Annotated in this window: 19 protein-coding genes and 1 tRNA gene; 17 read left to right on the forward strand and 3 right to left on the reverse strand. The window is 64.5% G+C overall.

Going from position 1 to position 21,194, the window contains the following annotated elements; genetic code table 11:
• Positions 1 to 276 precede the first annotated feature (276 nt).
• Complete coding sequence (locus tag HMPREF9153_RS06230; RefSeq protein ID WP_238993149.1) at positions 277 to 2,586, reverse strand: DEAD/DEAH box helicase; 2,310 nt, start codon at positions 2,584 to 2,586, stop codon at positions 277 to 279.
• Here HMPREF9153_RS06230 and HMPREF9153_RS06235 point away from each other — a divergent pair.
• From HMPREF9153_RS06235 to HMPREF9153_RS06280, 10 genes are all read left to right on the forward strand, one after another.
• Positions 2,574 to 4,091 (forward strand): methyltransferase, encoded by a 1,518-nt coding sequence (locus HMPREF9153_RS06235; RefSeq protein WP_004810387.1) that lies wholly within the window; start codon positions 2,574 to 2,576, stop codon positions 4,089 to 4,091. The genes HMPREF9153_RS06230 and HMPREF9153_RS06235 overlap by 13 nt on opposite strands.
• Before the next feature lie 100 nt (positions 4,092 to 4,191).
• On the forward strand, positions 4,192 to 4,482 hold the full coding sequence (locus tag HMPREF9153_RS06240) for a DUF2249 domain-containing protein (RefSeq protein ID WP_004810388.1): 291 nt from the start codon (positions 4,192 to 4,194) through the stop codon (positions 4,480 to 4,482).
• A gap of 238 nt (positions 4,483 to 4,720) precedes the next feature.
• Positions 4,721 to 7,510 carry a type I DNA topoisomerase gene (topA, locus tag HMPREF9153_RS06245; RefSeq protein ID WP_004810389.1) on the forward strand — a complete coding sequence of 930 codons (2,790 nt, stop codon included), beginning with the start codon at positions 4,721 to 4,723 and terminating at the stop codon, positions 7,508 to 7,510.
• A 1-nt stretch (position 7,511) separates the two neighbouring features.
• Positions 7,512 to 8,999, forward strand: coding sequence for a hypothetical protein (locus tag HMPREF9153_RS06250; protein WP_004810390.1), 1,488 nt, complete (start codon positions 7,512 to 7,514; stop codon positions 8,997 to 8,999).
• Entirely contained in the window at positions 8,992 to 9,639 is a 648-nt protein-coding gene (tmk, locus tag HMPREF9153_RS06255) for a dTMP kinase (protein ID WP_004810391.1), read from the forward strand. The genes HMPREF9153_RS06250 and tmk overlap by 8 nt, the downstream gene beginning before the upstream one ends.
• Before the next feature lie 54 nt (positions 9,640 to 9,693).
• Complete coding sequence (locus HMPREF9153_RS06260; RefSeq protein ID WP_171023505.1) at positions 9,694 to 10,929, forward strand: DNA polymerase III subunit delta'; 1,236 nt, start codon at positions 9,694 to 9,696, stop codon at positions 10,927 to 10,929.
• A 104-nt stretch (positions 10,930 to 11,033) separates the two neighbouring features.
• A complete protein-coding gene (locus tag HMPREF9153_RS06265) occupies positions 11,034 to 11,840 on the forward strand; it encodes a DoxX family protein (protein WP_015583343.1) in 807 nt (268 codons plus the stop codon).
• Positions 11,841 to 11,914: 74 nt separating this feature from the next.
• Entirely contained in the window at positions 11,915 to 12,607 is a 693-nt protein-coding gene (ricT, locus tag HMPREF9153_RS06270; protein WP_036910041.1) for a regulatory iron-sulfur-containing complex subunit RicT, read from the forward strand.
• 251 nt (positions 12,608 to 12,858) lie between these two features.
• Positions 12,859 to 14,301, forward strand: coding sequence for an alpha/beta hydrolase (locus HMPREF9153_RS06275; RefSeq protein ID WP_171023506.1), 1,443 nt, complete (start codon positions 12,859 to 12,861; stop codon positions 14,299 to 14,301).
• 134 nt (positions 14,302 to 14,435) lie between these two features.
• The gene (locus HMPREF9153_RS06280; RefSeq protein ID WP_004810396.1) at positions 14,436 to 14,768 is read left to right on the forward strand and encodes a hypothetical protein; all 333 of its coding nucleotides are present in this window, start codon (positions 14,436 to 14,438) and stop codon (positions 14,766 to 14,768) included.
• Positions 14,769 to 14,830: 62 nt separating this feature from the next.
• On the opposite strand, the gene HMPREF9153_RS06285 is transcribed toward HMPREF9153_RS06280, so the two are convergent.
• Positions 14,831 to 16,477 (reverse strand): DUF885 domain-containing protein, encoded by a 1,647-nt coding sequence (locus HMPREF9153_RS06285; protein ID WP_036910040.1) that lies wholly within the window; start codon positions 16,475 to 16,477, stop codon positions 14,831 to 14,833.
• 157 nt (positions 16,478 to 16,634) lie between these two features.
• Here HMPREF9153_RS06285 and HMPREF9153_RS06290 point away from each other — a divergent pair.
• A tRNA-Thr gene (locus tag HMPREF9153_RS06290) sits at positions 16,635 to 16,710 on the forward strand.
• 33 nt (positions 16,711 to 16,743) lie between these two features.
• Here the strand turns inward: HMPREF9153_RS06290 and HMPREF9153_RS12220 are convergent.
• A complete protein-coding gene (locus tag HMPREF9153_RS12220; RefSeq protein WP_004810398.1) occupies positions 16,744 to 16,896 on the reverse strand; it encodes a hypothetical protein in 153 nt (50 codons plus the stop codon).
• Positions 16,897 to 17,261: 365 nt separating this feature from the next.
• On the opposite strand from HMPREF9153_RS12220, the gene HMPREF9153_RS06295 reads away from it, so the two are divergent.
• The 6 genes from HMPREF9153_RS06295 to HMPREF9153_RS06320 are packed head-to-tail and all read left to right on the forward strand — an operon-like array spanning position 17,262 to position 21,146.
• Entirely contained in the window at positions 17,262 to 17,489 is a 228-nt protein-coding gene (locus tag HMPREF9153_RS06295) for an uberolysin/carnocyclin family circular bacteriocin (RefSeq protein ID WP_238993150.1), read from the forward strand.
• 29 nt (positions 17,490 to 17,518) lie between these two features.
• Positions 17,519 to 18,067 carry a stage II sporulation protein M gene (locus HMPREF9153_RS06300; protein WP_117189783.1) on the forward strand — a complete coding sequence of 183 codons (549 nt, stop codon included), beginning with the start codon at positions 17,519 to 17,521 and terminating at the stop codon, positions 18,065 to 18,067.
• Positions 18,060 to 18,662 (forward strand): hypothetical protein, encoded by a 603-nt coding sequence (locus tag HMPREF9153_RS06305; RefSeq protein ID WP_004810401.1) that lies wholly within the window; start codon positions 18,060 to 18,062, stop codon positions 18,660 to 18,662. Before HMPREF9153_RS06300 ends, HMPREF9153_RS06305 begins: the two co-directional genes overlap by 8 nt.
• Positions 18,663 to 18,679: 17 nt before the next feature.
• Positions 18,680 to 19,051, forward strand: a complete 372-nt coding sequence (locus HMPREF9153_RS06310; protein WP_004810402.1) for a hypothetical protein — start codon at positions 18,680 to 18,682, stop codon at positions 19,049 to 19,051.
• Positions 19,048 to 20,532, forward strand: a complete 1,485-nt coding sequence (locus HMPREF9153_RS06315) for a hypothetical protein (protein WP_004810403.1) — start codon at positions 19,048 to 19,050, stop codon at positions 20,530 to 20,532. Before HMPREF9153_RS06310 ends, HMPREF9153_RS06315 begins: the two co-directional genes overlap by 4 nt.
• Positions 20,481 to 21,146: an ATP-binding cassette domain-containing protein gene (locus HMPREF9153_RS06320; RefSeq protein ID WP_004810404.1), complete on the forward strand. Its 666-nt coding sequence runs from the start codon at positions 20,481 to 20,483 to the stop codon at positions 21,144 to 21,146. The genes HMPREF9153_RS06315 and HMPREF9153_RS06320 overlap by 52 nt, the downstream gene beginning before the upstream one ends.
• Positions 21,147 to 21,194: the final 48 nt, after the last annotated feature.

Genomic DNA, 21,194 nt, shown 5'->3' on the forward strand with positions numbered 1-21,194 from the left:
AAGAACACGTGTGACGTCGAGACCGTCAGTGATCCGTCCCCAACGTCGGGGTCATGATCAGCCAGGTGATCGTGCACGGATACCGCAGTAATTCGTGACCTCGTCATGGAGCTGGGGCGGATCACCGTCGTCACTGCGTGCCATTCTCAGTAGGTAATTCGCTCATGCGAAGGAAGGGTCGAAGACCCTGGGGGATGACTCCATCGCCGCACCGGCGGTCATCGTCCAGCGATCCGACAGGTATTGCAGGGGTGGCAGGCGACGTCTGAACTGGGATCAGGTTCCCAGCGGATCCATCTCCGCTGTCAACGCGGCCGCCGATGCCTTGTCGAGCATCTGATTGGCGTTACCGCACTTGGGCGAGACGACGCAGGCAGGACACCCCGACTCGCACTCACACTGGGCCAGCCGCAGAGCGGTCGCATGCCACCATTCCTCGGCCTTGTCGAAACCGGCCTGCGCGAAACCAGCCCCACCGGCCTGGCCATCGTGGATGACGATGGTGCACGCCCCGGTATCGGGCAGCATGACCGTCGACACCCCGCCGACATCCCACCGATCGCACGGCGAGAACATCGGCAACAGCCCGATCGCGGTGTGCTCGCAACCATGAGCCGCCCCCGCCAGATGAACCGCATCCAGTCCCAGCTTGTCGACGACCTCGTCAGGGATGACCCACCAGCACGCCTGGGTGATCATGGTGTGGGTGGGCATGTCCAGGGCTGTGGAGTCCCAGACGTCATTGGTGATCTCGTCGCGACGCAGATATCCGACGACCTGTTCGGTCAGTTCCACCTGCCCGCATGCCACATAGCCCGGCCCAAAATCTCGGCGCTTCTCCTCCTGGATGATGCGTACCGTTGACGCCGATTGTGGCTGGGTCCAGTAGCCCGGCAGACCCTGGTGCACCAGGGCGTGGTGCTCGGCGGGGTCATACTCGTCGACCAACCACTGGTCGCCCTGGTGCAGGTACACCGCTCCCGGATGAACCGTTCGATCCCCGGCGGCCTCGTCGACCACCCCGATGACTCGACCGGTGGACCGATCGATGATGTCAATCCCCTTGCCAGCTGCCGATCTCAGGTCGATGGCGTCGACAGCTCGCCCCGGGCGGGTCCAGAACAGCCGATTCCCACGTCGTCGCAGCACCTTCTGGGCTGCCAACATCTCGCACATTCCGGCGAAGGCTGACCCGTAGAACTCCTCGTCGGCAGGGGAGAGGTAGGCCTCCTGGGCAGCCGCAGCCAGATGCGGACCGAGGACATAAGGGTTGTCTGGATGCAGGACCGTCGACTCCACCGACGAGGAGAACAACAGTTCTGGGTGGTTGAAGAGGTACTGATCCAGCGGATTCTCTCGGGCCATGAGGACGACGAGGGCGTCACGTCCGGACCGGCCGGCGCGACCGGCCTGCTGCCACAGGGACGACAGTCGTCCGGGATATCCGGCGATGACGACGGCGTCCATCCCCGAGACGTCCACCCCCAGCTCCAGGGCGTTCGTCGCCACCACGGCTCGCACGGATCCGTTCTGCAACCCGGCTTCGATGGCTCGACGATCCTCGGGCAGGTATCCGGCGCGATAGGACGCGATCCGCGCCCCACCGGTCACCCGGTCCTGGGCGTGGGCAGAGATGACCTCTGCCAGCGACCGCGAGGCGACGAAACAGATCGTCTGCATCCCGGCGTCGGCAAGGTCCGCCACCAATCCGGTGGCGTCACTGGACACCGACTCGGCCGGCTGCCACAGCACGACGTCGCGTCCCGGATGAGGAGAGCAGTCCTCGTCGACGACATCGACCTTCTCCACCCCGAGCAGACGCGCCCCGGCCTCAGCCGCATTCGTCGACGTCGCACTCGACAGCAGGAAGACCGGATCAGCCCCGTGCATCCGGCAGAGCCTGCGAAGCCGACGGATGACCTGGGCCACGTGGGCCCCGAAGACCCCGCGGTACCGATGTGCCTCGTCGATGACGACATACCTCAGACTTCCCAGCAGGGAGGCCCACCGGGAGTGGGAGGGCAGCACTGTGTGGTGCAGCATGTCTGGATTGGTGAGGACGTACCGGGCCTGCTCCCGGGCGAATCGGCGCTCGGCGTCGTCGGAGTCACCGTCGAGGGTGGAAACCAACCAGTTGCGCGGCCCGATTTCGCGGCAGATCCGGTCCTGGTCGTGGGCCAGGGCCTTCGTCGGGGCCAGATACAAGGCGCTGTTGCGTTTCAGGGAATCGCGCAGGGAGGCCGACAGATTCGGGGTGGGCGGGTCAGGCAGCACCGGAGTCGTCGACGCCGTCGCCGCCATGATAGGCAACAGGTAGGCCAAGGTCTTGCCAGATGCCGTTGCGGTGCAGATGGCGGTGTGGTGTCCGGCTTTCGCCAACTCTGCGAGCAGCGCCTGATGCTCCCACGGGTGTGAGATGCCGGCCTTCTCCACGGCTTTGCGACAATCCTCGGGCAGCCATGACGGCCACTCACAGGTGCGCCCAGACGCAGCGTCACGATGATCGACGTGCACCACTTGGGGGCTGGCCAGCAGTCGTGACACAGTCCTGCCGTCGGGTATCGACGGGACAGATGGAACGGCCACGCGCCAAGATTGCCACCATGGGCAGACACCTCACCGCCGACGAGATCGAACAGCTGCGGAACACCTTCATTGATATCGGCTTCCTCACGGACCCCGTCATGGCCGCCATCGGGGACCTCGGGCAGCTCGGACTGACGAGAAACACCACCACCCCGGCCGCCCGGGCCCTCGTGGGTCGCACCGATCCGCTGGCTGGGGCCATCCGGCTCTGGCTGCTTCAACAGCAGGTCCCCGCCGAGCAGCTCTCGCCACTGCCACTGGAGACCCTCGCCGAGGCAGGAATCGTGAGCGTCGACGGGTCGGTGGTCCGCGCCCTGGTCGACCTGCGTCCCTACGGTTCTCCCGACGACGGCGGCTCCGGCTGGACTGTCTCCGACCTCACCCCGGGCTTGGACAGGGTCATTACCAAAACCCGCTCCAACTACGTGTTGGGTGTCTCGCCGGCATCGGTGTCCCTGACCCAGATGGCCGTTCCCACCCATGTCGGGAGCGCCCTGGACATGGGTTGTGGATGTGGCGTGCAATCCCTGCACCTGTCTCGCCACGCCGACCGTGTCGTTGCCACTGACATCAATCCACGAGCCCTTCAGATGGCCGAACTCACGTGCCGTCTCTCCCATGCGGACGTGGACATTCGGGAAGGGTCCCTCTACGACCCTGCTGGAGATGACACTTTCGACCTCATCGTCACCAATCCGCCATACGTCATGGCCCCTCCCAGCCCGGACGGTCAGCGTCTGGTCTACCGAGAAGGCGGATTCTCCGGCGACGGCCTGGTGGAAGCCGTCGTCCGTGGCGCCCCAGCCCGCCTCAACGACGGCGGCATGCTTCAGGTTCTCGCCAACTGGGCCCACATCGGAGATCAGCCGTGGTCCGAGCGACTGGCCACCTGGGTCGAGGGGACTGGCTGTGACCTGTGGGCTGTCGAGCGGGAACACCTCGACGTCTGCGAATACATCGAGACGTGGCTCACTGACGCCGGCCTCGACGGATCCCCTCAATGGCGTCCTCGCTACGACGAGTGGCTGTCCTACTTCGACACCCTCGACGTCACCGGTGTCTCCCTGGGTTGGATCACGCTGACGAAGGCTGGTCGCGACGAGCCGGATCTGTCCTTCGAGGAATGGCCCTGGCAGGTCGCACAACCCATCGGAGGGACGATGGCCCAGCGAGCCCAGGCCGTCACCTGGGCTCGTCTGAGTGACGAGGACCTGGTGGCCCGGCGCTGGCGTATTGCCTCTGACGTCGACAACGAGACCACCGGACGCCCCGGGGCCACCGATCCGGAGCACATCGTGCTGCGTCAGCGTCGAGGGTTGTGCCGTGCCGTGGAGATGACGACGGCCTCCGGTGGGGTGCTGGGAGCCTGCGACGGGGAACTCACCCTGGGACAGATCACCGGCGCCGTCTCGGCGATCCTCGAGGTCGACCATGAGGACGTCCTCGCCGAGGTGCTCCCGCTGGTCCGCGAGTGCCTGCGTCACGGCATCCTCGAGGCTGCCTGAGTCCTTCAGAACCGGTGGACGATGACCACTCTAGCCCCGGTGGCAGGGGTGTTCCTCGGTGCGCTATTTTTGGTGAGTAAATCATCAAAAAGGAGAACTGATGACCGATCACCAGGAGATCCCCCTCACCGAGACCCATCACTGCAGCTGTGGTGAAAGCAATGCCGGACTGCCCGAGCTCGACGTGCGCACCATTCCACACGCCATCCGCCACGGTGCCGTCATCGGTGCCTTCGCCCAGCTACAGCCGGGCGCCTCGATGGTCCTCATCGCCCCACACAATCCGCTGCCCCTGCTGAGCCAGCTCGAGCAGATCAATGGATCGCTCGGCATCGAGTACCTCACCGAGGGCCCGGAGGAGTGGCACATCAAGCTCACCAAGCAGGCCTGAGGCCTTCTCACAGGATGTGAACGCGCCCTGCCTCCGACCTCCTGCCGTCCAGCCCGAAACAGGCTGGCCGAACAGGCTCGTCGGGGGCAGGGTGTTCTCGTTGCGAGCGAACTCGAGGTGCTCGATGCGACGGCTGTTGTTACGGTTGACGCGCGACCACCGGCGACGGTGCCGCTACATTGGGCCGCGGACCGTCCTCCTCGGGGCAGCCCACATCACGTCAACGGAGAAGGCAGGAATGTCACCGACCAAGAGCCTCGTCATCGTCGAGTCACCCCACAAGGCCACGATGATTGCCGGGTACCTGGGGCCCAAGTACACCGTGCGAGCCAGCCAGGGTCACGTGCGAGATCTGCCCACCAGCGCCTCCGAGGTGCCCGCCAAGTACAAGGGTCAGTCCTGGGCACGCACCGGCGTCAATGTTGACGACGAGTTCACCCCCATCTACGTCGTCTCCCCGGAGAAGCGGTCGACGATCCGTGAGCTCAAGGGCCTGCTCAAGGAGTCCGACGAACTTCTGCTCGCCACCGATGGTGACCGCGAGGGAGAGGCCATTGCCTGGCATCTGCTCGACGAACTCAAGCCCAAGGTTCCGGTGCGCCGGATGGTCTTCAACGAGATCACCGAGAAGGCCATCAACGAGGCCGTCGCCAACACCCGTGAACTTGACACCGACCTCGTCGACGCTCAGGAGACCCGACGCATTCTCGACCGTCTCTACGGCTACGAGGTCTCCCCAGTGCTGTGGAAGAAAGTGCTTCCGCGGCTGTCCGCCGGTCGTGTGCAGTCGGTGGCGACCCGTCTGGTCGTCGACCGTGAGCGTGAGCGGATGGCCTTCACCAGCGCCAATTACTGGGACATGGAGGCCGTTCTGGCCGCCAAGTCCGATGAGTTCAACGCTCGTCTCGTCGCCCTGGACGACACCAAGATCGCTGCCGGACGCGACTTCGACTCCCACGGCGACCTCACCTCCAAGGCGCGTCGCCTCGACGAGGCCACCGCGACCACCATCGCGAAGGCCCTGGAGAAGGCCTCGTTCTCCGTCACCAAGGTCGAGTCCAAGCCGTACACCCGTCGTCCGTACGCTCCTTTCCGCACCACGACCCTGCAACAGGAGGCCGGCCGCAAACTCGGCTTCACCTCCCAGCGCACCATGTCAGTGGCCCAGGAGCTCTACGAGGGCGGCTACATCACCTACATGCGTACCGACTCGGTGGCCCTGTCCCAGGAGGCCATCCGTGCGGCCCGCAGCCAGGCCGCCGAGCTCTACGGTCCCGACCACGTCCCGGACAAGCCGCGCATCTACGCCTCCAAGGTCAAGAACGCCCAGGAGGCCCACGAGGCCATCCGTCCCGCCGGCGAGCACTTCCGCACCCCGGCCGAGACCGGCCTGACCGGCGACAGGTTCAAGCTCTACGAGCTCGTCTGGATGCGTACCCTGGCCTCCCAGATGGCTGACGCCAAGGGCGAGACCCTCTCGGTGACGATCGGCGCCACCCCGTCCTCCCCGATCAGCGTTGCCGACGGTCACGTCAGGACTGCCACCCTCACGGCATCCGGTCGCACCATCACCTTCCACGGCTTCCTGCGCGCCTACGTCGAGTCGGTCGACGAGGGAGCCTCCGACGACGCCCAGAAGCGCCTGCCCCAGCTCTCGCAGGGCCAGGACCTGGATCCGCGCGAGGTGACGGCCAACGGTCACGACACACGTCCGCCGGCCCGCTACACCGAGCCCAGTCTGGTGGCGAAACTCGAGGAGCTGGAGATCGGCCGTCCGTCGACCTACGCCTCGATCATCCGAACCATTACCAGCCGTGACTACGTCTTCAAGAAGGGATCGGCCCTTGTTCCGACCTGGCTGGCCTTCGCCGTCACCAGGCTGCTCGAGGAACACTTCTCCAACCTCGTCGACTACCAGTTCACCGCCGACATGGAGGAGACCCTCGATCAGATTGCACGCGGCAACGCTGACCGCGTCGCGGTGCTCTCGGCCTTCTACTTCGGCCAGACCAAGTCCGACGACGGTGACGTCCCGACGCCCGCCGAGGGCCACGAAGGACTGCACCAGCTCGTCACCGAGCTCGGGGACATCGACGCCCGGTCCATCTGCACCTTCCCGATCGGAGACTCCGTCGTCGTCCGGGTGGGTCGCTATGGCACCTACGTCGAGGACTCCGAGGGCAACCGGGCCAACGTCGACGACGCCCTTCCCCCCGACGAACTCACCATCAAGGCTGCCAAGGAGCTGCTGGCAAGCCCGAACGGTCAGGATCGCGAGCTCGGGCTGGACCCGCACAGCCACCGTCCGATCGTGGCCCGCAATGGCCGTTTCGGTCCCTACGTCACCGAGGTGCTCGACGACGACGAGGCCACCGAGGTCGTCGAGACGACCACCAAGGACGGCAAGAAGCGTCGCACCAAGCGCAAGGTGAAGCCGCGCACCGCCAGCCTGTTCAAGTCGATGAATCTCGAGACCGTCACCCTCGACGATGCTCTCAAGCTGCTCTCCCTGCCACGCGTGGTGGGCACGGCCGCCGACGGCACCGAGATCACCGCTCAGAACGGACGCTACGGCCCGTACCTCAAGAAGGGCACCGACTCGCGCTCCCTGGGCAGCGAGGAGGAGATCTTCTCCATCACTCTGGAGCAGGCCGAGGCCATCTACGCCCAGCCCAAACAACGCGGTCGCGCGGCCGCAAAGCCGCCGCTGCGTGAGCTCGGCGAGGACCCGACCTCCGGGCGTCCGATCGTCGTCAAGGACGGCCGTTTCGGCCCTTACGTCACCGACGGCGAGACCAACGCGACCCTGCGCAGGGACGACTCGGTCGAGGCCATCACCCCCGAGCGCGCACAGGAGTTGCTGGCCGAGAAGAGGGCCAAGGGCCCGGCCAAGAAGAGGACGACGCGGAAGACGACCACCCGCAAGACCACTGCGAGGAAGTCGACGACCAAGTCCACCTCGAGGTCCACGTCTTCCAAGTCGACCACGACGAAGAAGGCAGCTGCGAAGTCGTCGTCAGGAAGCTGAGATGACCACGGCGTGGCATTCGGGAAGCACCGAACCGTTGTACTTCGAGTTGGCGTGGACGGCTGCTCGACCGGTTCCGGCCGACCTGCACACCACCGTCGCCACTGTCGGGGCGCGTCGCACCATCGAGTGCGAGGTCACCCTGCTCGATTCCCCGGACCACCGACTGCTGAGATCGGGAATCGTCATCGCTCACCGCGTCGTCGACGGGCTGGGGGAGTGGTACATGGACGCTCCGGAATGGTCGTCATGGCTTCCGGTTGCTCGGTCGGTGGCCCTCGACGCGGCCGGTGAGCTGCCCCGGGACTTCGCCTGCCTGGCTCGTCCGTTCCTGCGTGGGGCGACCCTGTGTCCGGTGGCGGCCCTGTCCTGGGAGCGCAACGAGACCATGCTGGAGGCCCCTGACTCCACCAAGTTGGCCCTTATCCGCGACGACCGGATTGCCGTCGTCCAATCCGGGGTGACGACGTCGAGGGTTCGCGAGCTGACCATCAACCCGCGTCGGGGTCTCACGGAGGGTCAGCGGGAATGGCTCACCAACCGCATCTTCGCTCTGGGCGGGGTGCCCGTCACCCGTCATCCCTCGGTGCTGCGCCGCCTGGGCCCGGGTGCCGGAGCCCTGACCGATTACCCACGTCCTCATCTGCATGACGGCGCCGGTACGCAGGCGTGGGTGTCGGCCCAGCTGGCCGGGCGACTGCGCGACGTCGTCGAGGCGGACCTGGCCGCGCGGTGCCAGGGAATGGACCTCGGGTCGACTGAGACGAAACGTACCGAGCCGCGCGTCCTTCCCGAGTCCCCGGACCGCACTGACCTGGTTGGCATGGGGTACGACCCGGTGACGACCTCGGCTCCCAGCATCCACGACGGCACTCATGGGTCCATTCGGCCTGTCCAGAAGGAGATTCATGCGCTGTCGGAGGCCCTTGACGCGATGTCGGGTCTGCTCGATCCGCCATGGGTCGATCGTGCCCGGGATCTGTGTCTGCGGATGATGAAGCTGGACCCCAGCCACATCAGCATCCACAGCCTGCCCCGTGAGTACTACCAGCTGCTCGAGGAGATGACGGCGGCGGCGCGGTCGCCGCGTGTGACTGTTGATCCCGATCTGCCCGCCCGTTCGACGATGAAGCGCATGCTCAAGGAGTCGGTCGCTCATGCGGTGGCAGTCTGCGACGACATCGAGGACTCCCAGGGATGGGCGGCCGCCGAGACGTCTGCCCGTCATGCTGCCGCAGTCGCCGGCATCCTTGACACCGGTCGAGCCGAGAAGGTGGCCAAGCGGCTGCGCCCGGTCGTCAAGGAACTTGCCCGGACCAAGAACAACGTGACCGAGGACGTCGACGTCTCCGGGATGTCTCCCGAGCAGGCCTTCGAGGCTGGACGTCAGGTGGAGCGAACTCGGGCGGCCATGTCCGCAGCCCGGCAATCGTTCCGGGACGACTGGCCACAGTATCGTCGCAAGATCCTGAAGGCCCTCCATGACTGATCAGCAAACTCGTACCGGACGCTATCTGGGCGGCCTCTTCATCGTCCTCGAGGGTGGGGACGGTGCCGGCAAGACGACTCAGTCCCGGTTACTCGACCAGTGGCTGACGAGTCAGCGCATTTCGCACCTCATGACCCGTGAGCCTGGTGGTTCCGGCCTCGGGCAGAGGATTCGGGAACTGGTGCTGTTCCCCGACTCGGCGGAGATCTGCCCGCGTGCGGAGGCCCTGCTCTACAACGCTGACAAGGCGCAACACGTCGAGCAGGTGGTCATACCGGCTCTGCGTGAGGGCAAGGTCGTCGTCTGTGATCGCTACATCGACTCGACGATCGCCTATCAGGGGGCCGGGCGAGTCCTCGATCCTGAGGAGGTGGCCCAGCTCGCGAGTTGGGCGACGGCCGGCCTCGTCCCCGATCTGACGGTGCTGCTCGACGTCGATCCCTCCGAGGGGGCCGGGAAGATTGCCGCCAAGGATCGTATGGAGGCGGCCGGTGAGGAGTTCCACCGGCGGGTTCGTCAACACTTCCTCGACCTTGCCGACACTCACCCGGAGCGCTATCTCGTCCTCAACGCTCGGAAGCGTCGTGAAGAGATCCGCGATGCCATCAGCAAGCAGGTGAGCGAACTCCTCGGCCGGTGAGCAATCGAACGCCGTCACCACGAAGGTGTCGGCATGATCTGCAACGATGATCCCGTGAGTGATGTGTTGACCGGTGTGTGGGCCGATCTCGTGGGTCAGGAGAAGGCCGTCGAGGTGCTGCGCCGTGCGGCGGAGTCGCAACCGGGTCGCTCCTCCCACGCCATGAGCCATGCCTGGCTCATCACCGGACCGCCAGGATCGGGCCGGTCCAACGCGGCGAAGGCCTTCGCGGCTGCACTGCAGTGCGCCGAGCACGGCTGCGGACAATGCAATGCCTGCCGAACCACCTTGTCAGGCGCTCATCCGGACGTCACCCTGGTCCGCACCGAGGCGCTGTCCATCGGTGTCGACGAAGTGCGTGAACTGGTGCGACGAGCGGCGATGAACCCGGCGCACGGTCGTCATCAGGTGGTCGTCGTCGAGGACGCGGATCGCATTACCGAAAGAGGCGCGGACGCCTTGCTCAAGGCCATCGAGGAGCCGGCGCCGAAGACCGTCTGGCTGCTGTGCGCTCCCACTCCCGAGGACGTCATCGTGACGATCAGGTCTCGGTGTCGACGTCTCCATCTGGCCACCCCGCGCGACGAAGCCGTGGCAGATCTGCTGACTCGACGTGACGGGATCCCCCCTGAGATGGCCGCCGAGGCTGCTCGAGCTGGCCAGGGCCACATCGGCCGGGCACGCCGCCTTGCTCGCGATGAGGAGGCTCGAGCGCGCCGCAACGCCATCGGTGAGCTCCCTACCCGGCTGCGGAGCCTGGGGGATTGCCTGCAAGCAGCCGAGGACCTCGTCAACCAGGCCAGCGAGGAGGCCGCCGCTGCCACCGCTGAATCCGATGCCGCCGAGCGCGCCGAGCTGGAGAAGGCCCTGGGATTTGGTTCCTCGGGGGCTCGTCCGCGCAATGCGCAGGCTGCCATCCGGGATCTGGAGAAGCAGCAGGCCGCGCGGTCGAAGCGACTTCAGCGGGACGCCTTGGATCGCGTCCTGACGGAGCTGACCGCCTATCACCGCGATGTGCTGGCCATACAGACCGGGGCAGTGCGTCCGGAGGAGGAGAACGCCCTGCGAGGGGCTCGGCTGGTCAATGCCGGCTGGTCAGCCTCCCTGCACCGGGTGGCGCATTCCCAGAGTCCCGAACACACCGTCGCCACCATCGACGCCATCCTGGATGCGAGGAACTCCCTCGAGCACGGCGTCACCCCGTTGCTCGTGATGGAAACTCTCCTCATCACCATGACGGGAGCAGCCCGCTCCCTGGCGAATCCCGCCTGTCAAGGCCTGACGAAGTGAATGACAACAGTGTGTTGCACCGCTTTCGAAGCCATTTTCGTGGCACAGTGTGAATTGTGCCGTGCCGTATCCTCGGTGCGGTCCCCAAGTCGTGAGGATTGAGCGTGAGCAAGGCGATCAAGAGGACTGCAGCGGACTCCACCGACGCCGAGACCACCCGGGTCATCCAGACGGGGGCCTCCCGCGTGGATGCCGATGCCAACCGTACTGAGGTCATCAAGCCCAGCGATTCGGCGGACTCGGAGCGCACCAGCGTCATCGACGACGACGTCTTCCGTCCCGACACCGAGAAGACCCGCGTCGTTGATGATCGTGAGTTCGAGGAGGAGCGTCGCCGCCGTGAGCTGGCTGATCAGCGTGCCCGTGAGCGTGCTGACCGTCAGGCGATCGAGGCTGAGCGTCAGCGTCGTGCCGCCCATGCCGAGCCCGAGCCGGAGCCAGTGGCTGAGCCGACCCCCAAACGCACCACCGACAAGGCTATGGCCTCCCTGGGCATGTTCCTGTTCCGCATCGTCGTCGGCGGTATCCTGGGCATCCACGGGTTCCAGCACCTCACCCAGCGTGATCTGACCCTGCGCGCCGTGCAGACCCTCCCGTTGCCCAGCGGATACGCCCAGACCGGCGTATGGGTGCTCGGCATCTGCGAGTGCATTGCTGCCGTGTGCATCATCCTCGGCCTGTTCACCCGCATCGCCGGAGTCGGTGTCATCATCATCATGCTGTTGGCGTTGACCTTCATCTTCTGGGGCAGTTTCGCCATCTTCAAGACCATGGGCTTCAAGGGAGAACTGGAGCTCCTGCTGGCCGGATGCGGTGTTCTGCTGCTCTTCCTGGGCGCCGGTGGTTGGTCGATTGACGCCGCCTACCGGCGCAGCCGTGCCGCTGCGAAGGCTGAGGAGGCCGGCTACTGAGCCGAGTCGTGGCGGTCGCCTTCCGCGAATACGGACAACTTTTTCACCTCGACGTCGGGACTCTCGACGTCGAGGTGGGTTCATGGCTGCTCTACCCCACCCCTGACGGCCCGCTGGTGTGTCGGTGTGTGTGGGGGCCGGAAGAGGTTGTTGCTGATGGGGCCCTGCCGGTCTGCGCAGGTGTCGCCGATGACGAGGCCGTCGCCGCGGCGGCCCAGGACCGACACCACCGGGACGAGATATTGCAGACCGCTCGCCGAACCGTCGAGGACCTCGGCGTCGAGATGGAGGTCTTGGCGATCGACCTGGTGGAGTCCGAGGATGATCGCCTCATCGCGGTGTACTTCCGCGCTCCCCACCGGGTCGAGTTCGCCACCATCGTCGGGCCACTGGCGCGACGGCTGCACGCACGCATAGACCTGCGTCAGCTGCGCGGCCGAGACACCGCACGAGCCGTCGGCGGGGTAGGGGTGTGTGGCCGTCCGCTGTGTTGCGCGACCTTCCTGCCCGAGCCGTTGTCGGTGCCGAATCGTTTCGTCACCGAGCAGGGGATGGCGTCCAATCCCTTGGCAGTGGCCGGGGCATGCGGCAAACTCATGTGCTGCCTACGCTACGAGTCTCCCTATTACGCCGATTTCGAGGCTGCCCTGGGAGAAGCCAGCGGCCCGGACGGTCCGGGTTGTCCGCTGGTGTTGGCCTGCTCGACAGCTGGACGACGTCGGCTGCAAGAGGAGCGCAAGGATGCCAGACCCAGGAGGTCCCCATGACTCGACGCGATCCGCGACGACGCACGATTGCCGCGGCCTTGGTCGCCTGCTCCCTGTTCTCGGTGACAGCCTGTACCGCTGAGGAGCCCACCTCGGGGCCGACGGCCACTCACCCCGCCTCGCCGACCCAGCAGTCCGCCACCCCGAGACCCATGCCCTCGCCGTCCGTGACGGCGTCAGTCAAGCCGGCCCAGGGGAAAACTGACTCGAACCCTCCGGTCGCTTCGTTCGACCCCAAGGCCCACGCCCACATGGAGGGTCCGGAGAGCCCGGACCGCCAGACCATGCACCCGGCATCGCAGGACGACAAGCAGTTCAGCAAGCCGCCAGTCGGTAGAGGGATGAACCGATACCTGTCGCGCAAGATTTCGTGGCATGCGTGCGGGAACTTCCAGTGTTCCAAGGTCCTCGTGCCGTTGGACTGGGATGATCCGAATGGTCCGGCGATTACCTTGGCCCTCAAGCGCAAGCCAGCGGAGTCGTCGTCCAAGGCGACCCTCTTCGTCAATCCCGGTGGCCCTGGCGGTTCCGGCCAGGAGATGGTGGACAGCTTCAAGTCCTCCGCCTTCCCGAACCACGACGTCATCGGGTGGGATCCGCGCGGAACCGGCCAGTCCACCCACGTTGACTGCGGCCCGGCGACGACGATGGACGCCTTCTTCAACCTTGACGCGTCCCCCGACGATGAGGCCGAGTGGAAGGCGCTCGGCCGCGGCACGAGGGATTTCGCACGCAGTTGCAGGGCGCACTCCGGCGAGCTGCTGGATCATGTCTCGACGATCGACACCGCTCGGGACCTGGACTACCTGCGGTATCTCGTGGGCGACAAGAAGCTCGATTACCTCGGCATTTCGTACGGTACCTTCCTCGGTGCGACCTATGCCGAGCTGTACCCGGGGCGAGTCGGGCAGATGGTGCTGGACTCTACGGTCAACATCACCAACCACGACACCGTCAGCCAGAGCGTCGGGTTCGACCGAGCCTTCGGCGACTTCGCCAAGTGGTGCGCCAAACAGGGGCAGCGCTGCACGCTGGGGAAGAACGAGGCCGAGGTCCGCAAGACCACCCTGAACTTCCTCAACCATCTCGACTCCCACCCGTTGAAGGTCGAGAACCGAACCCTGACGCAAAGTCTGGCAGCGACTGGCATCGCCTTGTTCCTGTACTCGGGCAAGGAGGCATATCCCTACCTGGCGGGTTCCTTGCGTGGTGCCATGAAGGACGGGAACGGCAGCTACCTGCTGACAGCCTCCGATTTCTTGAACGGGCGTGGCAAGGATGGTCAGTGGGAGACGATCGTCTCTGCCTTCCCAGCGATCTCCTGCCTGGATCAGGCTGACTTCGGTCTGAACCACGTCCGGAAGGAGTGGCCCAAGGAGGCAGCCAAGGCGCCGACCCTCGGCAAGGCTCTGGGGATGACGCCGACCTGTGAGGTCTGGACGGCTCACCCGGCCCACCAGCTGTACCTGACAGCTCAGGGGGCGGCACCCATCTTGGTTCTGGGTGCCACGGGTGATCCCGCCACCCCTTATGAGCAGGCCGAGTGGATGGCTGATCAGCTCAAGTCCGGTGTGTTGCTGACCTGGCGGGGTGCCGGGCACTCGGCGTGGGAGCTTGGTAATCAATGCGTCAAGAAGGCCGTCGAGGGTTACGTCAATGACGCGAAGGTCCCCAGGGACAAAACGGTGTGCTGACGTAGGAGTGTGGCGGCAAGCCATCCTGGTGGGACGGTACCCGTTGTCCGTGACGGCTTTGAACACAGACGTGCGAGCCCGGCTGGAGGTTTGGGAGGCGTCGTTACCCTTGTCGTCATGAGGAGGGATCGCTCATGACGTTGGGTCAGCGCCATGTCATTGGCATCGTGTTGCGTGTCACAGGCTTGGCCCTGCTCGCAGCCGCACTCCTTGCCCTGGAGTGGGCGTGGCGGTCCCACGCATGGAACGACCTGGAATCCGTTGACGGGCACTGCGTCATGGTCGGGGCACGGGTCGACGACGGACGTGTCCCGAGGGTGGCATGCGAGGAGGACGGTGCCCGTTACGTCAAGGACGTCGTCAAGCCTGGTACGAATTGCCCGCAAGGATTGACGCGGGTGTCAGTGCGACACGAGCTCAGCCACGACACCGGGTACGTCGGTGCCCTGTGCCTGCGACATCCCTGACGTGAGGACCCGGTCCCGCCAGCCACCTCGTGGCCAACCGGCGGGATCTCAGGCATGAGTCCTCAGGAGAGCACCGCTCGACGCAGCACGTCCAGCGGCAGAGCACCCATACGCAGGACCTTGGTGTGGTACTCCTTCAGGTCGAAGTTCGGGTCCTTGGCCTTCGCGGCCTCCCGCAGCTCCAGCCAGGTGCGCTCACCGAGTTTGTACGACGGGGCCTGGCCGGGCCAGCCGAAGTAACGGTTGACCTCGTAGCGGGCCGATCCCTCGTCCATGGAGACGTGGTTGTTGAAGAAGGTCCAGGCCTTGTCCCAGTTCCACTCGCCGCCGACTTCCTCGGGGGCCTCGAACTGGCAGTGTAGGCCGATGTCGAGGACGACGCGGGCAGCACGCATGGACTGCCCGTCGAGCAGGCCCATGAAGTGACCGGGATCGTCCATGTAGCCCAGATCAGCCATGAGCCACTCAGCATAGAGGGCCCAACCCTCCCCGTAACCAGAGCTCCAGTAGTTGCGTCGCCACGAGTTGAGCTCGTCACGAGCAGCGATGGCCGAGGAGGTCTGCAGGTGGTGACCCGGGGCGCCCTCGTGGTAGACGGTGGTCAATTCTCGCCAGGTCGTGAAGGTGTCGACGCCTTCCGGCACCGACCACCACATCCGGCCGGGACGGGAGAAGTCCTCAGACGGAGGCGTGTAATACACCCCTCCGTCGTGGGTCGGGGCGATCATGCCCTCGATGTGACGAGCCTGCTCGGGAACCTCGAAGTGGGTGCCGTCCAGGGTGGAGATGGCTTCGTCGGCGCGCTCCTGCATCCATGCCCTGAGGGCCTCGGTGCCGGAGATCTGGTAGGCCGGATCGGCGTCGAGGACCGCCATGGCCTCCTTGACGCTGGCTCCCGGACGGATGCGCTCGGCGGTTTCGCGCTGCAACTGCTCGATGCGGGCGAGTTCCTGCTTGCCCCACTCGTAGGTCTCGGCGAGGTCCACAGTGGTGCCGACGAACTGGCGAGAAGCAAGACGGTAACGGTCGATGCCGACGGCGTCGGTCTCGGTGGCGAGCGGAGCGATCTCGGTAGCGAGAGTCTCTGCGGTGCGACGGAAGTTGGCCTTGGCAGCGTCGATGCCCTCGGCAAGTTCCGACCTCACGGAGTCGGGCAGGTCGTCGGAGGCAGTCCGCTTGAGGTAGTCGTCAAAAAAGCCACCGTCGCCGGTCCAGGAGGTGATCTGTTCGACGAGAAGGTTCACCTGACGGATGGCGGGCGCGATACCGGCATCGATCGAGGCGCGCTGGGTCTGTAGCCAGCCGTCGAGAGCCGCGCCGGTGGCCTGCAGACGACGTGCGACCGTCGACACCTGATCGGGGGTCTCGGTGGGCATGGCATCGTAAACCTCGCGGATCTCGTGAACGCCCGAGGCAATGCCGTTGAGGGTGAGGAGGTCGTATCCCTTGTCGTGGCTCTCGGCCTCCAGACCCAGGCTGGAGCGCATGGCGGAGACGGTGACCCTGTCGGTGTCGTCGGCAGGCATGGCCTGGTCGAGACGGTCCAAGGTGTCCATGACGAGCTGGTACCGGGTCTCCATTCCGGCGGGGGTCAGGTCGTCGTACTCATCCTGGTTGAGGTCCAGGCCGAGGGCGGTGGCCAGGATGGGGCTAGACGCCACGAGGGAGCCCCAGTGGTGGTCGGCAACCTCGTCGACCTCTGACCCCATCTGGTGGGTGGTGTGTGCGTTGTCGTTGGTCACGAGGATGACGCTATCGCGAGTCGTGGACAGGCGGGAGTCGCGTGGTGTTCCAGAAAGAAGCGTACCGGTTTCGCGACGAGGTCATCATGCCGGTATAGTCTTGCGAGCCTGCCATGGCAGGCGTGCCAACTTAGCTCAGTCGGTAGAGCGACGCTCTCGTAAAGCGTAGGTCACGGGTTCGATTCCCGTAGTTGGCTCCATGAGCGCCCGGCCAGGAATGCTCGCATGGGTCGTCAGGAATTGACGACGGCTCCCTGTCTTGCCGATGGATCCCCGTGGTGATCTACGGTCGCGGTGGTGACCGCTGCGAACACGCGAGGGCCACTGACGACCTTGGTCAGGTGAGTGATCGCTGCGGGCTTCTTGGCGTGGTCAGTGGGGATCATCCGACAGGCCAGGATTGTGGGGGTACTGGCCTCAAGGTCACTAGGGGTGGCCGTCTTGGTGCTCGGTATCGGTGGAGCGATGGTCCTCTTTATCGCACTCTGGCGAGTGGAAATTGAGCAGTCGTTTGAGGTGCGACCCGCTGATAAAGTGACGTGTAAGTCACCATGCGCCTGGATAAGTACTCCATTTATCTGCGATTTTGTTCTGGGCAGGCTGCGGTGACCCTGTGGATGGCATGATGGCACTGCTCACGCTGGGTGGGTCACCAATCTTTGGTTGGTGAGTACTCGAAGAAGGGATATTCACTATGCAGAACACTCTGACTCAGTCCAGGTCATCTCGAGGCGCTGTTGGCATTGCTGCGTTGGTTGCAGTTGTCGGCGTTATGCTGTCGACCTTCACTGGCGCTTACATTGCCGGTATGTTCGGTCTTTCCACCTCCGCAGCCAGCCAGATCGTGAACGCGGTCTCGGTTGGCGGTGCTGCGCTGTCCATCGCCATGGCTGTCGCTTCTGGCGGCATTGCTGCGGCCGCCGTGGCCACTGCCAAGTGGGCCATCAAGAAGTGGGGCAAGAAGGTCGCAATCGCCTGATGGCCGTCTTCTTTCGAAGGTGGGTGCACATGAGGAACCGCAGTTTCATCGCATCCTTCCTCTGCGCGCTCGCCATCTTCGCGGTGTCGGCAGTAGTCGCGTTCGGTACGCTCGACGGAGCGACACGAGGAGGTGGGGGCATGCTCGGCAAGCCCCTCGGGAGCTCCGGAGAATCTCTCTTCATTTCGATTCTTGTGCGAAATACCTCGGTTGTCCTGAGCTTGTTTGCAGGCGTCGTCTCAATCGGAATCATTGCGATGGTCGGCATTGCCTCTCTCGGTTTTCTGATAGGGGCGAGCACTGCGGCAGCTGCCAATGAGGTAGGGCTGACGATGGCATTGTGGTCCGTGAGTGGTTATGCCATCGTCGAGATCCTGGCATATCTGTTGGCTGCGACGGCTGGATTACTGCCAGTCGGCACCGCGGTGCTGACTTCGGGATCTCTCGCGGAAGAGAAGGTTGTCACCCGTTACTTCGCCCCATTGCGCCAGTCATTGGTCCTTCTGGCTGTCTCGTTGGTCCTAATCGTCGTGGGGGCTGGGCTCGAGGCGGCGATCATCCAGTCAAGAAATGGTTGACGTCATGAGTTCCGCATCAGCGAACCATGGTTCCGATGCTGTCGGGCATCTCAAAACGGATAGAGCGGTCGTGTGGACCGCGGTAGTGATGACAGGTCTTCTCATTGCCATTCGCCTCTGGATCCAGTTGGCGGATCGCATCAGCCAGGCCGGCTGGATACGAGCCCGCACGTCGGACCTCGGGGACCCGGCGCTTGCTCAGCTTGCCGTCCGTCTCGGAATTGTCCTCGCAATCGTTCTCTCGACCCTGTTCCAGGGGCTGTATCTCTTTCTGTGTGCAGTTGTGGACGAGAAGATTCTTCCGGGCATCATGGTGCCCGTCAGAGAGAGCAAAGGCGCCGACGGAAAGACCGGGTTGGGTCCTGCGGTTTTCGTCGGGCTGTGCGCCACGATCCCGGTGCAGTTGGCGGCCCTGATCGCCGATGTCTCCGCGCCGAAAGAGTATCCAGCAGCGTTCGTCTGGCTCTTCGTGGTTGTGGTCGTCGCCGTCGCATGGACGTGGAGGCGGCCCGCAATGAACCGGGCTGGAATACGTGGAAAAGTAATCTCGACCGCGTTGTTACTGGTGATCAGTGCGATTTCTCTCGTGTTGTGACGAAGTGAGGAGTGTTCATGCAAGTTATGTACATGCGTTCCCGGCGGATTCTTGCGGGAATTCTGGCCGTCACCCTCGGCGTGTTTGCGGTGATGACGCTGGTCAGGGATCCGCAAATCCCGGGCGTCATAGTGGGCATCGTCGGCATTGTCGTTGCGGCGTTGCTGGTATTGGTGGTCATCCGCCCGGGGACACACCTTCGACTTGATGTTTCCGCGTTCCTCAGCGGAGCGATCTGTCTTGGTGCCTGCCAAGGGACATTGGGGAGAAAACTCAGCGCTGCTGGGTACATGGTGGTTCCCGCTGTCGTCATCGCTGTTTGCTGTGCAACGGTCGCGGTCATGGTTCAGGCGGAAATTGATTCTCAGAGGACCAGGGATCGTCTGTGAACGCACCGACCTTCCGGACGGCGCATGACATCTGTGATGCCTCCTCCCTCGATGCCCTTGGGTGGGGGTTCTCTCTCAAGGGTTATCGAGTGATGCGCATTCTCATCGCCTTCCTCGCATTCGCGCTGGCAGTGGCGGTCGCGGTCGTGGGATTCGACTGGCTTGTCGGTCGGCTTGCCCAAGGCGGTGCTGTTGTCGGAGTCACACTGCCGCTGGTCATTGGCTTGTACGTCCTCATCCTTCATGCCTTCAGGGAGACGCTGACCTCCCGCCGAATACGGCTGACGAACCATCCATGTGCTGAGTTCTTCCGTGCCCTGGACATCTCGAGGTTCAGTGTCGTTGTGGCGGAAATGTTGGAAAGGCTCGTGATCACGACCGCGGTCGTCGCGGGGCTCTCCTGGGGTGCCGGATTGCGAGCTTCGCTGTCGGGGATGCCGCCTACCACAGTAGGGGCTCTGGTGGTGATTCCGGTCGCCACCACCTTGGGCATGGTGGCCATCACGGCATGGGTTGCCGCGAAACTCAATAACTCTCACCGTTCCAGCCAGGTGATGGCTGCCTGCAGCGGCGCTGCTACTGGAGTCATCCTTGCTCTGGTCGTCAGATGGGTTGCTGAGGCCAGTCTTCAGCATCCTCGCGCCATGCGGGGTCCCACCTGGACATGGGTCGCTGTCGGTGTTGCTGTGGTGACGGTCGCAACTGGCGCCGCGGCGGTCACCGGATACGTCGCCCTGAAATCTGCTCCTTTCCTGGTGCGAAACAGCGTGTCTCAGGAAAAGGCCAGGGCCCACTTGCGTCGACTGAAAGGAATCAGCCCATGGGTGCGCGTGGTCATGAGCGACCTGTCACCAGTTCCGGTTGCGGCCGCACTTGCTCGCCTTGTCTTCCTTGTGTGGAGCGTTGGTGCATTGGTCATGGCCATCGCTGTTATGGCGCTGGGCGGCGTGGGTGTGAATCTGCCGGCGCGGATCGTCAATCAGCTCTCGGCCATCTTGCTGTTGATCCTTGGTCTGGTGGTTTCGGACCTGCTGTCCATACGCATCGGGCCCGCGGCACTGGCGCCACGCTGGAGGATGGCGTGGGAGCTGGGAGCCAACCCGATGCACCTGGCAATCGCACCCCTGGGCGTTGCCGTCCTCTTTGGTCTCTTCCTCGTCGCACCTGTCGCAGCGGCAGCTGGCATGCTGGGCGGTGACGCCCTCATCCCGCTGCTCGTCGTCTGGGCATCGATCGCGTGCGCCTGGGTTGCTGCTGCCGTGGCCAGTGACGCGGCTCTTCCAGACGGTACGGTTCCGGCCTCGACGTCCGTCGGCTTGCTCAGTGTCCTGGCGTCCACAGCGATGATGGTCTTCATCCTCATGACGGCCATGCACGGGGTGGGTTGGATCGGCTTCATTCTGACCTTCGTCCTTCTGGGAGGTGCAACATGGTTGACGAGACAACGCGTTCTCGCCCTGCCATCGAGGCCATTGGCCTGACCCTCGGATATTCCCCGGATCGGCCGGTTGTCCAGGACTTGTCGTTCCATCTCCAAGGTCCCGCGACAGTACGGCTCGATGCACCAAACGGGACCGGCAAGTCGACCCTCGTTGAGGGGATCTCCGGCTATCTGCGTTCCACCCAGGGCGACCTGCTCGTCTGTGGGACGAAGGCGTCGGATCCTGCACTGCGGACGCGACGGCGGGTCTGTCGCGCCAAACCGTCGCTACATCCCAACCTGAGCATGGTTGACCACCTGACTCTCGCCGCTCGGTTGGCAGGCTGCGACAGGGAGGAGCCGATATCGCGTGCCAAGGCCTTCGGACTCGACGAATGGTTCGACTACCGCACATCCGCCTTGTCGACGGGAACCGCGAAACGGCTGTGGTACGTCATGTGCACGACGGGGGAGTTCGACGTCGTCGTCCTCGACGAGCCGTTCAATGGGGTCGATGAGGAGTCGAGTCGTGTGATGGTCTCTGACATCAACGAGTGGCGCAAGAACAGTCTCGTCCTGCTGGTGGCCCACGTCTTTCCGGACGGTCTCACCGTTGATGAGACCTTGGGCCTGCCTCGGACGACGGACAATTCGCGCCCCATGTCAACCCGTTGACGAGGCCGTGACCGATGTGGCCCTAATTGAAGACGAGGAAAGCGCCAC

Source organism: Cutibacterium avidum ATCC 25577, assembly GCF_000227295.1.
Classification (GTDB): Bacteria; Actinomycetota; Actinomycetes; order Propionibacteriales; family Propionibacteriaceae; genus Cutibacterium; species Cutibacterium avidum.

Excerpts from the sequence above, each read along its gene's own strand:
- topA (WP_004810389.1), top strand. The coding sequence starts at position 4,721 with ATGTCACCGACCAAGAGCCTCGTCATCGTCGAGTCACCCCACAAGGCC.
- HMPREF9153_RS06320 (WP_004810404.1), top strand. The coding sequence starts at position 20,481 with ATGGTTGACGAGACAACGCGTTCTCGCCCTGCCATCGAGGCCATTGGC.
- HMPREF9153_RS06280 (WP_004810396.1), top strand. The coding sequence starts at position 14,436 with ATGACGTTGGGTCAGCGCCATGTCATTGGCATCGTGTTGCGTGTCACA.
- HMPREF9153_RS06235 (WP_004810387.1), top strand. The coding sequence starts at position 2,574 with ATGGAACGGCCACGCGCCAAGATTGCCACCATGGGCAGACACCTCACC.
- HMPREF9153_RS06275 (WP_171023506.1), top strand. The coding sequence starts at position 12,859 with ATGGAGGGTCCGGAGAGCCCGGACCGCCAGACCATGCACCCGGCATCG.
- HMPREF9153_RS06250 (WP_004810390.1), top strand. The coding sequence starts at position 7,512 with ATGACCACGGCGTGGCATTCGGGAAGCACCGAACCGTTGTACTTCGAG.
- HMPREF9153_RS06305 (WP_004810401.1), top strand. The coding sequence starts at position 18,060 with ATGGTTGACGTCATGAGTTCCGCATCAGCGAACCATGGTTCCGATGCT.
- HMPREF9153_RS06310 (WP_004810402.1), top strand. The coding sequence starts at position 18,680 with ATGCAAGTTATGTACATGCGTTCCCGGCGGATTCTTGCGGGAATTCTG.
- HMPREF9153_RS12220 (WP_004810398.1), bottom strand. The coding sequence starts at position 16,896 with ATGATCCCCACTGACCACGCCAAGAAGCCCGCAGCGATCACTCACCTG.
- HMPREF9153_RS06300 (WP_117189783.1), top strand. The coding sequence starts at position 17,519 with ATGAGGAACCGCAGTTTCATCGCATCCTTCCTCTGCGCGCTCGCCATC.
- tmk (WP_004810391.1), top strand. The coding sequence starts at position 8,992 with ATGACTGATCAGCAAACTCGTACCGGACGCTATCTGGGCGGCCTCTTC.
- HMPREF9153_RS06240 (WP_004810388.1), top strand. The coding sequence starts at position 4,192 with ATGACCGATCACCAGGAGATCCCCCTCACCGAGACCCATCACTGCAGC.
- HMPREF9153_RS06285 (WP_036910040.1), bottom strand. The coding sequence starts at position 16,477 with ATGGGGTCAGAGGTCGACGAGGTTGCCGACCACCACTGGGGCTCCCTC.